We start from the raw sequence: 13,107 nt of genomic DNA, 5'->3' as shown, positions 1-13,107 counted from the left end.
GCAATCAGTCAGTCATTCCAACCAGTTCATTTCCATGGGCGCGCCTTCTGCGGCTGAAGGCGGGGCGTCGGGATATGTCGGGCGGTTTGCGCCCAGCCCGACCGGCGAGTTGCACATCGGCTCATTGCTTACGGCGGTAGCGAGCTATCTGGATGCTCGCAGTCATGGCGGGAAATGGCTGTTGCGAATCGAGGATCTGGATCCGCCCCGGGAGGTGCCCGGGGTCGCAGAGCGCATGATTGCCACCTTGCAACGGTACGGTTTTGTCTGGGATGGCGAGATAGTGTGGCAGAGCCATCGGCATGGGCGCTACGCCGACATTATGGATGAGCTCCTTGAGCGAGGGTTGGCTTACCCTTGTCATTGCAGTCGCAGCAAGATCAAGGCAGCAGGTCTGCTGGCCGTGGACGGCTGGCGCTATCCGGGGTTTTGCCGTGATGCCGGTTTGCAGCTGGCCACTGATCTGGCGGTCCGCTTGCGGGTGCCTGTCGGGTGTGTCGAGTATCTCGATCGTTTGCAGGGGCGACAATCGCAGGAACTTGCGGCCGATGTTGGTGACTTTGTACTCCGGCGTGCGGATGGTTGCTGGGCTTATCAGCTTGCCGTGGTCGTCGATGATGCGGATTGCGGAGTGAACCAGATAGTAAGAGGGGCTGACCTGTTGGATTCGACGCCACGGCAGATTTATTTGCAACGGATTCTCGGGTTTGGCGAGCCGCACTATCTGCATTTACCGGTGCTGGTCAATTCAGCGGGTGAAAAGCTCAGCAAGCAGACGCTCGCGCCACCGCTTCCGGAGGGGGGTGAGACCAATTTGCTCGTGCTGGTATTACAGTTGCTCGGACAAAATCCACCTGCCGGGGCGCAATTATGGGGGCTCTCCGGGCTCTGGGAGTGGGCTGTTGCGCACTGGACTGTCAGCAAGATACCACACTGCAAAGCCATTTCAGTGGAGTATGACCCAAAGAGTGGCTATAAAATCCTGTAATCCATTTCTTTCAATTATGATCCGCACAGGCGCGCCTTGGAGATGGGCGCTGCATGCATGCGTATTTTGTGCTTCCGGATGGTGGGCGTTGTGGTCATCGCTGCGGTAAGTTGATGGCCGCGTCCGCGGGGGCAGGATGTAACTTTTGCCGCATCTTATTCAGCAAGATGCCGAGCTGTAGGGAGAAGGGCTGTGCGGAAAACGCTTCGATTCAAACAATGTGTCCTTGCTCTGTCGCTGGCTGCGATACCGATGTTTGCCAGTGCGGCAGGGCTTGGGCGGATGAATGTGCTTTCCAGTCTTGGCGAGCCTTTCCGTGGGCAGATCGAGATTGTCGGTGTCAATGCCGGCGAGGGGGATTCCTTGCTGGTGAAGCTGGGTAGTCCCGAGGCGCACGAAAATGCCCAGCTTCCCTATCCGGGTTCGATGGGGCTGCGATTCAATGTCGAAAAGCGCAAGAATGGCCGCTATGTCGTGCTGGTCAATTCTGCCCAGGCTGTAACCGAGCCTTTTGTGGACCTGATCGTCGAGCTTTACTGGGATGGTGGCAATGTGAAGCGCGAATTTACCGCGCTGATCGATCCTCCCAACTACCGTGCTCCGGCGGGCGCGACACAGACCGAGCCGTCTTACCAGACCGATGTGCTGCCTGGTGTGCGCAGCAGCGGCAAGGTCAAGCGGGGTAAAGCCAAGCCTGCAGCCGAGGTTGCCGAGCAAGCGGCAGAGGCGCCGCAGCGTGCAAGCAAGCCGGCCGCCGAGCCAGCGGTTGCATCCGGTGAGGGCTATACGGTCAAGAACGGTGATACCCTGTCTTCGATTGCTCGTCGTGTGCAGCCGGAAGGTGTGAGCCTTGATCAGGTACTACTGGCTTTGTACCGTGCCAATCCGCAGGCCTTCGAGGCCAATAACATGAACCGCCTGAAGCGCGGCAAGATTCTGAATGTCCCGGGCGCCGAGGAGATGAAGGCGGTTTCTGCCGCTGAGGCGCGCAGCGAGATCAAGGTACACACCAGCAACTGGCAGGCTTATCGTGCCAAGCTCGGTGAGGTGGCCGCGAAAACGCCGGCAGTCGAGGCGGCCCCCAGCGCCAGTACCGGTAAGATCACCCCCAAGATGGAAGACAAGGGTGCGACAGTTCCAGATGCGCACAAGTCCGAGCTGAAACTGTCCAAATCCGACGCCAAGGGCTCGGGGGCGAAGGATGCCAAGGTCAAGGCGCTCGAAGACGAGGCGGTTGCCAAGCAGAAGTCGCTCGATGATGCCAACAAGCGCGTCAAGGAGCTGAACAAGAACGTCAAGGACATGGAGCAGTACCTGTCTACCAAGTCCAAGGCCAGCGTAGCTTCTGCCGCTTCCGCCCCCGCCCCTGCAGTGGTGGCTGCCGCATCGCTTCCCGCATCCGCAGTGGCTTCGGCTGTCGCCGTTGCCAGCGATGCTTCGGCGGTCGCGGTGGCCAGCATGGCGTCTGTGGCCAGCGAGGCAGCGAGTGCCCCGGCTCCCAAGCCCAAGCGCAAGCCAGTACCGATGCCCGAGCCGGTTGAAGAGCCGGGTATCGTCGATATGCTGATGGAAAATATCGTTCCGGTCGGTGGTGTTCTGCTGGCCCTTCTGGCAGGTGCTGGCGGCCTGATCTTCATGCGTCGCCGTCAGCAGCGGGCACCGGTCTTTGAAGACAGCATCATTACCGGTAGCGACCTTAAGGCCAACACCGTGCTTGGCAGCACTGGCGGCGGCTTGATCAGCACCCAGCCTACCGAAAATTCCTTTCTGACGGACTTTAGCCGTCAGGGTCTGGGGACCATCGATACTGATGAGGTTGATCCGATTGCCGAGGCGGATGTCTATATGGCCTACGGCCGTTATCCGCAAGCAGAAGAAATTCTGAAAGACGCCTTGGCCAAGGATCCGCAGCGCGCCGAAATCCGGCTGAAGCTGCTGGAAATCTATTCCGCGAACAAGGATCGGGCGCAATTCGATGTCCTGGCCAAGGAGCTGCACGAACAGACTGGTGGTGCAGGCCCCTTGTGGGATGAGGCTGCGAAGATGGGGCGTGCCATGTCCCCGGATAACTCGCTGTACGGCGCTGTCGCGGCCGTTGCGGCTGCGGGCGTTGCTGCGGTGGTCGCCGACAATGTGCTGGCTGCTCCCGCTGCGGTCGAGCCGGCACCTGCTCCGCTTGATCCGGTTGTGCCGCCGGTGGCTGCGGACGTTCCGGCTGCGCTGGAAATGCCGTCTGCTGATGCGGCTGATCTGGATTTCAGTCTTGATCTGCCGGAGCCGGCAGAGCTGGCGGCCGGGCTCGATCTGGATGTGGCAGATGCGTTACCCGACGATGGTGTGATGGCTCTGGATTTGCCGATTGATGTGGCGGCTGCTCCGGCTGGTGACGATCTGGCCATGGATTTCGGTGAACTGCCGGAGCTGGATATGGGGGAGGAGTTGTCCGCCCTTGATCTTGATCTTGGCAGTGCGGCTGCCGCGCCTGCTGATCTGGAACTCCCTGAGCTGGCTGCCGAGTCTGCGGATGCCGGTCTGGGGCTGGATTTCGACTTCAATCTGGATGCTGCTGCGCCTGTTGAAGCCATTGAGGCGGTCAGCACCGAGCTGGGAGAGGAAACGCTGAGCGGCTTTGATCTGAATTTTGCCAGCGATACCGACCCGGCTACCGAACTGGATCTGGCTTCGGATGATCCGGTACAGACCAAGATCGATCTGGCGCGTGCTTATATCGATATGGGTGATGTTGAAGGTGCCCGTGAAATCCTGCAGGAGGCCATGCAAGAAGGCAATGCCGAGCAGAAATCGGTGGCGCAGGGCATGCTCTCCGGCATCTAAGCCCGGCTCTTGCACGCTGTTAATATTCTGGCGCTCTGGTTCTGGCTGGCAGTCATGCTGGCCGGACTGGGGCGCCAGTCGCTTTATATGCTGGTCGCACTGGTGCTGCTTGCTGCGCTGCTTCTGCTGCGCGAGCGCCTGTTCAAGGCGCTGCGCCGGATGAAGTGGTTGCTGCTGGCGGTAGTGCTGGTCTACGGCTGGTCAACGCCGGGCTGGTATCTCTGGACGGGGGGCTTTGCTCCGACCCGCGAAGGTTTGGTGCTGGGCCTTGAGCAGGCGCTGCGCTTGCTGGCGCTGGTTGCCGGTTTGCAATTCGTATTGGCGCGGCTGGATCGACCGGCCTTGTTCGGGGCCTTGTTCCAGCTTGCCTGGCCATTGCAGTGGCTGCTGAATCGCGAGCGGCTGGCAGTGCGCCTTGCACTGACGCTGGATTTTACTGATCGCTTGCTGGAAGAGCGGCGCAGCTTCAGTGCCTTGCTCGATGAGTTTGTGAGCCCGGCGCCGCCTGTGGCTGGCGACCAGGGCTGGGTTGATTTTCCGCTGTGCCCTTTGCGCCGCAAAGATTCTGGCTTGCTGCTGCTGCTGGTTTGCGCAATCATGGCGACCTGTTTTTTTCTGGGGACGCTGTCGTGGCCGTAATGCAACGCTACGCGCTCGGTATCGAATACGATGGCCGTGCCTTCAATGGCTGGCAGATCCAGCCTGATCGCCCCACGGTGCAGGACGCACTGGAAACGGCGATCAGCAAAATGGCTGGTCATGAGGTGCGTATTCATGCGGCCGGTCGTACCGATGCCGGCGTGCACGCCACCGGGCAGGTCTGCCACTTTGATTCCGCTGCCCCAAGGCCGCTGACTGCCTGGGTGAGGGGGGTAAACAGCTTCTTGCCGGAAGGGGTCGCTGTAACCTGGTCGCGCACCGTGCCCGAGCACTTTCATGCCCGCTTTCTGGCGATGGCAAGGCATTACCGCTATCTGGTGCTGAATCACCCGGTGCGCCCGGCTCTGCTGGCGGGAAGGATAGGCTGGGCGCATCAGAAGCTTGATGTGGCTGCCATGCAGCTGGCTGCGGATCGTCTGCTGGGCGAACATGATTTTTCCAGCTTTCGCGCTGCCGAATGCCAGGCGCCCAGTCCGGTCAAGCTGATGCACGCCATTCGCATCCGGCAGGATGGGCATCTGCTGTGTTTCGATTTTTCCGCCAGCGCCTTTCTGCACCATATGGTGCGCAATATCATGGGTGCCTTGCTGCACATCGGCAAAGGCAATCAGCCGGCCGAGTGGATGAGCGAATTGCTCGCCTGGCGGGATCGCAGCCTTGCGCCGCCGACGTTCATGCCGGACGGGCTCTATCTTTCCGGTGTAAGCTATCCGGCTGAGTTCGAGTTGCCCAGCGAGCCGGCGCAGCGCTATGGTCTGCTGTAGTGCTTGCCGGGTATGTCTTTGTGGCTGGCTTGATTAATAAATTCTGATTAAATACCTCGGTGGGTTTGTTTATGCGTCCTCGCATCAAGGTGTGTGGTTTGCGCGATGGCGCAACGGCCAGGGCAACGGCGGAGTTGGGGGCTGATGCCATCGGCCTGGTTTTCTATCCGCCGAGTCCTCGCCACGTTGATCTGGCGCAGGCTCGCGAAGTCGTTGCGGCACTGCCGGCATTCGTCATGTCGGTGGGTCTGTTTGTCGATGCCGAGGCTGGCTTTGTCCGGGATATGGCTGCGCAGGTGCCGCTGGATCTGTTGCAATTTCACGGTGAAGAAAGCCCGCAATACTGTGCGCAGTTTGGCCGTCCTTTTATCAAGGCAATTAGGGTCAAACCCGGACTGGATTTGCTAGAATATGCGCTTTCCTTTGCCGCAACCGGCGGCCTGTGTCGCGGCCTGCTGGTCGATGCCTTTGTTGACGGTGTTCCCGGTGGCACGGGGGCCAGCTTTGACTGGTCGCTGTTGCCCGATTCGCTGCCCCTGCCGCTGATTCTCTCTGGCGGGCTGCATCCGGAGAATGTTGCCGAGGCAGTCAGGCAGGTGGCGCCCTGGTCGGTCGACGTGTCCAGTGGCGTCGAAAGCAGCAAGGGAATCAAGGATCTGGGCCGGGTGGCCGCATTTATCCAGGCAGTGCAGTCTGCCGCAACGAGGGATGGTCAATGAACGATAAAGCCAATTACAACCTGCCGGACGAGCAGGGTCACTTCGGCATTTTCGGCGGCATTTACGTCGCTGAAACCCTGATTCCTGCGCTGGACGAGTTGCGCGTCGAATTCGAAAAAGCCCTCGCCGATCCCGAATTCATGGCCGAATATCGGCATGAACTCAAGCACTATGTTGGCCGCCCCAGCCCCATCTACCATGCCAAGCGCTGGTCGGAAGAGCTCGGTGGCGCGCAGATCTACCTCAAACGCGAAGACCTGAACCACACCGGTGCGCACAAGGTGAACAACACCATCGGTCAGGCGCTGCTGGCCCGCCGCATGGGCAAGAAGCGCGTGATCGCCGAAACCGGCGCCGGCCAGCACGGCGTGGCGTCCGCGACCGTTGCGGCCCGCTATGGCATGGAATGTGTGGTTTACATGGGGGCCGAAGACGTGGCCCGGCAGGCGCCGAACGTATTCCGCATCAAGCTCCTGGGCGCCACCGTCGTTCCGGTCGAGAGCGGCTCGAAGACCCTGAAAGACGCGATGAACGAGGCAATGCGCGACTGGGTGACCAATATCGACAGCACCTATTACATCATCGGCACCGCCGCCGGCCCGCATCCGTACCCGAAGCTGGTGCGCGAATTCCAGAAAATCATCGGCGAGGAGTGCAAGACCCAGATCGTCGAAATGATCGGCCGTCAGCCCGATGCCGTGATTGCCTGTGTGGGGGGCGGCTCGAACGCCATCGGCATGTTCTATCCCTATATCGAGGTTGAAGGCGTGCGCATCATCGGCGTTGAGGCCGGAGGTGATGGCGTCGAAACCGGCCGTCACGCTGCGCCGCTGACATCGAACGCCAAGCCGGGTGTACTGCACGGCCAGCGCTCCTTCCTGATGCAGGATGAGAACGGCCTGATCGTTGAAACGCATTCGATTTCTGCGGGTCTGGATTATCCGGGTGTCGGTCCGGAGCACAGCTACCTCAAGGACATCGGACGTGCCGAATACGTCGCCATCAACGACGATGAAGCGCTGGCGGCCTTCCATGACCTGTGCAAATACGAGGGAATTATCCCGGCGCTGGAATCCAGCCATGCGCTGGCGCAGGCCGCCAAGATGGCCAAGACCATGAACAAGGACGAAGTCCTGCTGGTCTGCCTGTCCGGTCGTGGCGACAAGGATATTCCGACTGTGGCAAAAATGAAGGGTATTCAGCTGTAAGTAGCGAATATCAAAGCTTGTAGAGATATACCTGGAAATCTATATGTCCCGAATCCAATCCGTGCTGGATGCACTCAAGGCTTCCGGCCGCAAGGCTCTTATTCCCTTTATCACTGCGGGTGATCCGCAGCCGGACGTTACCGTTTCTGCCATGCATGCGCTGGTGGCCGGTGGTGCCGACATCATTGAACTCGGTGTGCCGTTCTCCGATCCGATGGCCGATGGCCCGGTGATCCAGCGGGCCTCCGAGCGTGCGCTGGCCAAAGGCATGACGCTGACGAAAGTGCTGGCGATGGTGGCCGAATTTCGCAAGAGCGATGACAAGACCCCGATTGTGCTGATGGGGTATGCCAATCCGGTCGAGGCGATGGGCTATGAGACCTTTGCGACCGCAGCCCGCGCTGCAGGCGTCGATGGCCTGCTGACGGTCGATCTGCCGCCGGAAGAGGCCGAACCCTGTGCCAATATTCTCAAGGCGCACGGCATCGACCTGATTTTCCTGCTGGCTCCGACGACCACCGAAGCTCGCGTGGCCCATGTGGCGCGTCTGGCCAGCGGCTATGTGTACTACGTGTCGCTCAAGGGGGTAACCGGTGCGGCCAACCTCGATACCGCCAGTGTTGCCGAGAAGCTGGCCATGCTGCGCCAGCATATTGCGCTGCCGATCGGCGTCGGTTTTGGCATCCGTGACGCGGAAACTGCCCGGCAGGTTGCACGCATTGGCGATGCCGTAGTAATCGGCTCGCGACTGGTACAGGAGTTCGAGGCTGGGGCCGCTGGCCTTAACGATCGTCTGACCGCGTTCCTGACGGGTGTCCGTCAGGCGATGGATCAGGCATAATCCGCGCCTTCGCCAGAAATTCAGCTTGTACTAGGAGATCCCCATGAGCTGGTTGCAAAAGCTGCTACCGCCGAAAATCAAAAGCCGCAGTAACGGCGGCAAGTCGGGTGTACCCGAAGGGCTGTGGAGCAAGTGCAATGCCTGCGGTGCGGTGCTGTACCGTACCGACCTGGAAAACAATCTCGATGTCTGCCCGAAGTGCAGCTATCACACCCCCGTTTCCGCGCGCCGTCGCCTGGACATTCTGCTGGATGCGGAAGGGCGGTTCGAGATCGGCGCCGAAGTGCGACCGGTCGACATCCTCAAGTTCAAGGACAGCAAGCGCTATCCGGATCGTCTGGATGCGGCGCAGGAAAGCACCGGCGAGGATGATGCGCTGGTGGTAATGCAGGGCGCGATTCACAATGTTCCCTGCGTGGTCGCCGCGTTTGAATTCAAGTTCATTGGCGGCTCGATGGGTTCAGTGGTTGGCGAACGCTTTGTGCGTGGCGTGAAAACCGCCATTGACAACAATCTGCCCTTCATCTGCGTGGCCGCTTCCGGCGGTGCGCGCATGCAGGAAGGCCTTAATTCGCTGATGCAGATGGCCAAGACCAGTGCCATTCTGACCAGACTGTCGGATCAGCGCCTGCCGTTCATCTCCGTGCTGACCGACCCGACCATGGGCGGTGTATCTGCCTCGTTTGCCTTTCTGGGTGATGTGGTCATTGGCGAGCCCGGTGCATTGATCGGTTTTGCCGGCCCGCGCGTGATCGAGCAGACCGTGCGCGAGACCTTGCCGGAAGGGTTCCAGCGTTCGGAATTCCTGCTGGAAAAGGGCGCAATCGACATGATCGTCGATCGTCGCGAGCTGCGCCGCAAGCTGGCCGATCTGCTGACCCTGCTGACCAAACAGGCGGCAGTCGGCTAAATGCAGGCCTGCGATAGTCTGGACGACTGGCTGGCCTATCTCGAAGGCCTGCATCCCAAAGCCATCGACATGGGGCTGCAGCGCGTCGCGACCGTACGCGACCGGCTGCAGCTGGTGCCGTCGTGTCCGGTCATTGTGGTTGGTGGCACCAATGGCAAGGGCTCGGTCTGCGCCATGCTGTCGGCGATGCTGGTGGCAGCCGGTTACAAGGTTGGCACTTACACGTCACCGCATCTGCTGCATTACAACGAACGCATCACGGTCGATCTGCACCCGGTTGCGGATGAGAAAATCACCAGTGCATTTGCAGCCATCGAGGCCGCCCGTGGCGACATTTCCCTGACCTATTTCGAATTCGGTACGCTGGCCGCGGTTTCGGTCTTCATGGCCGCCGCTGTCGACGTCATGGTTCTGGAGGTCGGTCTGGGTGGGCGCCTGGATGCCGTCAATGCGTTTGATGCCGATGTCGCCGCGGTCGTGAGCATTGGTCTTGATCATCAGGCTTACCTCGGAGATACCCGTGAGGCGGTTGCGCAAGAAAAAGCGGGCATCTACCGCACTGCTCGTCCTGCGTTTTGCGCGGATCCAGAGCCGCCGCAAACGTTGCTGGCTGCAGCAGAACAGACTGGTTGCGATTTCCGGCTGATCGGTCGCGATTATGGCTTTGCCCGTAATGGCGAAGGCCAGCAATGGTCGTGGTGGGGCAGGGATGGTGCGCGCAAGCATGCCTTGCCGATCCCGGCGCTGCGCGGAGCCTATCAGCTCGGGAATGCCGCGCTGGCGATTGCCCTGCTGGATGCGCTGAGTGATCGCCTGCATGTCCCGCTTGCCGCCATCAAGCGTGGCCTGCTTGAAGTCGAGTGGCCGGCACGATGCCAGGTATTGCCCGGCAGACCAGTAACCGTGCTGGATGTGGCGCATAACCCCCATGCTGCTCACGTGCTGAAAGAGGCGCTGTCGCAGATGGGCTTCTACCCGCAGACCCATGCCGTGCTTGGCATGATGCAGGACAAGGACATTGCCGGCGTGCTTGACGAGCTGGCCGGACTGATTGATGTCTGGCATCTGGCTGCGCCGCAGTTGCCACGAGCTGCCACGGCGGAATTGCTGCAGCAGCAGGTACAGCAGCGCTCGCCGCAGGCGCGCTGCCATGTGCATGATAGCGTTGCTGCGGCCTACCAAGCCGCCTGTGAGCAGGCGGCCGAAGCTGATAGAATTCTGGTTTTCGGATCCTTCTATACCGTGGCTGAAGTGCTGGCGGCCCGGGAAGCGTGAGCATGCCCCAACAGAACATCCCCGAAGAACTGCACCATCTGCGCAAGCGTGCGCGCCGTCGCCTGATCGGCGCCATTGCGCTGGTTGTCTTCTCGCTGTGCGTGCTGTGGACGGCGCTGGACAGCCAGCCTCCTGCCAGCATGCAGCAGGTCCAGCCGATCGAAGTGATTTCCAGTGCGCCCGCGCTGGTCACGGCTGCTCCGCAGCCCGCAGCCAGCGCCATTGCGGTGGCGGATCAGGCCAGTCTGCCGGATGCGGCAGCGGTGGCCAGTTCGGTGGCCCAACCGCCCGCCGAGCCGCCTGCCGAGGAATCCCCTACGGCAGCCTTGCCCGGCAAGCTGGTAAATGTCCAGCAGCCCGAAGCCTCGACCACCGCCAAGCCCAAGCCGGCACCGACTGCACGCCCGACGCCGAAACCGACGGAAAAACCGGCGCCAAAACCCACTGCCGCCCCCAAGCCCACTACCGATCCCCAGCGGATACTGGATGGCCTTGATGACCCTTCTGCCGTGAAGCATGACAAAGCCGAGGGCAAAACATACTGGATCCAGGTTGGTGCGTATGCCGATGCCGACAAGGCAGCTGCACATGTAAGCAAAATCAAGGGTGCCGGTTTGCCGGTGGTCACTGACAAGATCGACACCAAGGAAAAAGGGGTACTGACGCGGGTGCGGCTCGGTCCGACCAAGGACGAAGCCAAGGCGAAGGAAGCACTGCGCCGGTTGGAAGCCTTGGGCGTCGATGGCCGACTGATCGCGAAGTAGCGGCATGACGCTGGTAGATTATGTCGCGCTGACCATCATTGGCCTTTCAATCCTGCTGTCGGTAATGCGCGGGCTGGTTCCCGAGTTGCTGGCGCTACTGGCATGGGTTTTGGCGTTCTGGCTGGCGTGCACGTATTCGGATGAGCTGAGTACGCAGATGCCGGCGTCGCTGCCCAGTGATGGATTGCGCTATCTGGCGGCGTTTGTGGTGATTTTCTTTGCGGTCTGGGTGGTCTCGGCCATCGTGCGCATTACGCTCAATGCCTTTCTCAAGGCCAGCGGGCTGAAGGTGATGGATCGGGTGATGGGGGCGGGCTTTGGCCTGTTGCGAGGTTATCTGTTTGTATTGATGCTGGTCATTCTGGCGGGGCTGACGTCGCTGCCGCGCAGTGAGGTCTGGCGCAACGCGATGTTCAGTCCGCTCTTTGAAGAAAGCGTGCTGCTGCTGCGGCCTTGGCTGCCAGCAATGCTCGGCGAGCATCTGCGTTACGAGTAATTTGTATCGCGCAGGTATATCCTGTGCTGATGTGTGTCTGCTAAATCGAGTTCGAGGGATTTTCATCCATGTGTGGCATTGTTGGCGTCGTGGCCAAAACACCGGTAAACCAGTTGCTGTATGACGGTCTGCTCATGCTGCAGCATCGTGGTCAGGATGCCGCCGGCATTGTGACCGCCGAAGGCCAGCGTCTGCACATGCACAAGGGTCAGGGGCTGGTGCGTGATGTATTTCGCACCCGCAACATGCGTTCCTTGCTGGGTAATGCCGGCATCGGCCATGTGCGCTACCCGACTGCCGGTTCGGCCTCCAGTCTGGCCGAGGCGCAGCCGTTCTACGTGAACAGCCCTTTCGGTATCGTGCTGGCGCATAACGGCAATCTGACCAACGACAAGCAACTGAAGGACGAGATGTACCGCACCGATCTGCGGCACATCAACACCAATTCCGACTCGGAAGCGCTGCTGAATGTGTTTGCGCACGAGCTCTCGCGCCGTGTGCAGGGGCCGCATCTGGATGTGGCGACCATTTTCGATGCGGTGGCTGCCGTACATCGCCGCGTCAAGGGGGCCTATGCCGTGGTGGCGCTGATTGCCGGTTTCGGCCTCGTGGCATTCCGTGATCCCTATGGCATCCGCCCGCTCAGCCTCGGTCGTCACGAGACGGCAGACGGCCCCGAGTTTGCCGTGGCGTCCGAATCCGTGGTCCACGATACCCTGGGCTTCCGCTTCGAGCGCGATGTTGCTCCGGGCGAGGCGCTCTTCATTTCCTTCGATGGCCAGCTGCACAGCAAACAATGCCATCCGAACCCGCAACTGGTGCCCTGCATCTTCGAGCACGTGTATTTTGCCCGTCCGGATTCGGTAATCGACGGTATTTCCGTGCACGAGGCGCGCCTGAAAATGGGCGAGCAGCTGGCCGAAAAGGTGCGTGCAACGGTCAGTGACGATCAAATCGATGTGGTCATCCCGATTCCCGATACCAGTCGCGATTCCGCGATGGAGCTGGCGTTGGCACTGGGCAAGCCGTATCGCGAAGGCTTCATGAAGAACCGCTATATCGGCCGTACGTTCATCATGCCGGGTCAGGCCAGTCGCAAGAAGTCCGTGCGCCAGAAACTGAACCCGATTGCGGTCGAGTTCCGCGGCAAGAATGTGCTGCTGGTGGATGATTCGATCGTTCGTGGCACTACCTCGAAAGAAATCGTGCAAATGGTGCGCGACTGCGGCGCGAAAAAGGTTTATCTGGCCTCTGCGGCTCCGCCGGTTAAATTCCCGCACGTGTACGGCATCGATATGCCCACGCGCGGCGAGTTGATCGCCACGGGGCGCGATGCGGTACAGATTGCCCACGAAATCTCAGCCGATGCCGTGATCTATCAGGAGCTGGGGGCGCTGATCCAGGCCTGTAGCGATGCCAGCGGTGGCCGCATCAGCAAGTTCGAAACGTCCTGTTTCGACGGCAACTACATCACCGGCGATGTGACCGATGCCTATCTCGACGAGCTGGAGGCCAAACGCCTCTCGCCCTTGTCGACCAAGGCCGATTCGGTTGGTCATCTGGACCTGAACATCGGTGTGGCCGAGCAGAATCTGATGTAAGTCTGGTTACAGGCTATGCCGGCATTTTCCGGATAATCGGAAACTA

At 60.5% G+C, this 13,107-nt stretch carries 12 protein-coding genes; all 12 read left to right on the top strand.

All coding sequences use genetic code 11. The annotated features are described in order from the left end of the window. The first annotated feature begins 34 nt into the window (after positions 1-34). The 12 genes from gluQRS to purF all read left to right on the top strand — a co-directional run bounded on the left by gluQRS (position 35) and on the right by purF (position 13,061). Positions 35-988, top strand: a complete 954-nt coding sequence (gluQRS, locus tag INR99_RS09735; RefSeq protein ID WP_194116159.1) for a tRNA glutamyl-Q(34) synthetase GluQRS — start codon at positions 35-37, stop codon at positions 986-988. A gap of 252 nt (positions 989-1,240) precedes the next feature. Further along, positions 1,241-3,823 carry a motility hub landmark protein FimV gene (locus tag INR99_RS09730; RefSeq protein WP_194116158.1) on the top strand — a complete coding sequence of 861 codons (2,583 nt, stop codon included), beginning with the start codon at positions 1,241-1,243 and terminating at the stop codon, positions 3,821-3,823. 9 nt (positions 3,824-3,832) lie between these two features. Next, positions 3,833-4,462 (top strand): CbiQ family ECF transporter T component, encoded by a 630-nt coding sequence (locus INR99_RS09725; protein ID WP_194116157.1) that lies wholly within the window; start codon positions 3,833-3,835, stop codon positions 4,460-4,462. After that, complete coding sequence (truA, locus tag INR99_RS09720) at positions 4,462-5,247, top strand: tRNA pseudouridine(38-40) synthase TruA (RefSeq protein ID WP_194116379.1); 786 nt, start codon at positions 4,462-4,464, stop codon at positions 5,245-5,247. The genes INR99_RS09725 and truA overlap by 1 nt, the downstream gene beginning before the upstream one ends. A 71-nt stretch (positions 5,248-5,318) precedes the next feature. Then, positions 5,319-5,966 (top strand): phosphoribosylanthranilate isomerase, encoded by a 648-nt coding sequence (locus INR99_RS09715; protein ID WP_194116156.1) that lies wholly within the window; start codon positions 5,319-5,321, stop codon positions 5,964-5,966. Then, positions 5,963-7,174, top strand: coding sequence for a tryptophan synthase subunit beta (trpB, locus tag INR99_RS09710; protein WP_194116155.1), 1,212 nt, complete (start codon positions 5,963-5,965; stop codon positions 7,172-7,174). The genes INR99_RS09715 and trpB overlap by 4 nt, the downstream gene beginning before the upstream one ends. A 43-nt stretch (positions 7,175-7,217) precedes the next feature. Then, positions 7,218-8,015 (top strand): tryptophan synthase subunit alpha, encoded by a 798-nt coding sequence (gene trpA / locus INR99_RS09705; protein ID WP_194116154.1) that lies wholly within the window; start codon positions 7,218-7,220, stop codon positions 8,013-8,015. 43 nt (positions 8,016-8,058) lie between these two features. After that, a complete protein-coding gene (gene accD / locus INR99_RS09700; RefSeq protein ID WP_194116153.1) occupies positions 8,059-8,925 on the top strand; it encodes an acetyl-CoA carboxylase, carboxyltransferase subunit beta in 867 nt (288 codons plus the stop codon). Then, positions 8,926-10,200, top strand: a complete 1,275-nt coding sequence (gene folC, locus INR99_RS09695; RefSeq protein WP_194116152.1) for a bifunctional tetrahydrofolate synthase/dihydrofolate synthase — start codon at positions 8,926-8,928, stop codon at positions 10,198-10,200. A gap of 2 nt (positions 10,201-10,202) precedes the next feature. Next, on the top strand, positions 10,203-10,964 hold the full coding sequence (locus tag INR99_RS17710; RefSeq protein WP_194116151.1) for an SPOR domain-containing protein: 762 nt from the start codon (positions 10,203-10,205) through the stop codon (positions 10,962-10,964). A 4-nt stretch (positions 10,965-10,968) separates the two neighbouring features. After that, the gene (locus INR99_RS09685) at positions 10,969-11,460 is read left to right on the top strand and encodes a CvpA family protein (RefSeq protein ID WP_194116150.1); all 492 of its coding nucleotides are present in this window, start codon (positions 10,969-10,971) and stop codon (positions 11,458-11,460) included. A 68-nt stretch (positions 11,461-11,528) separates the two neighbouring features. Next, positions 11,529-13,061 carry an amidophosphoribosyltransferase gene (gene purF, locus INR99_RS09680; protein WP_194116149.1) on the top strand — a complete coding sequence of 511 codons (1,533 nt, stop codon included), beginning with the start codon at positions 11,529-11,531 and terminating at the stop codon, positions 13,059-13,061. Positions 13,062-13,107: the final 46 nt, after the last annotated feature.

It is taken from the genome of Chitinilyticum piscinae, assembly GCF_015223195.1.
GTDB classification, from domain to species: Bacteria; Pseudomonadota; Gammaproteobacteria; order Burkholderiales; family Chitinibacteraceae; genus Chitinilyticum; species Chitinilyticum piscinae.
The sequence above is the reverse complement of the archived record's forward strand: the minus strand, read 5'-3'. Positions and strand labels throughout refer to the sequence as shown.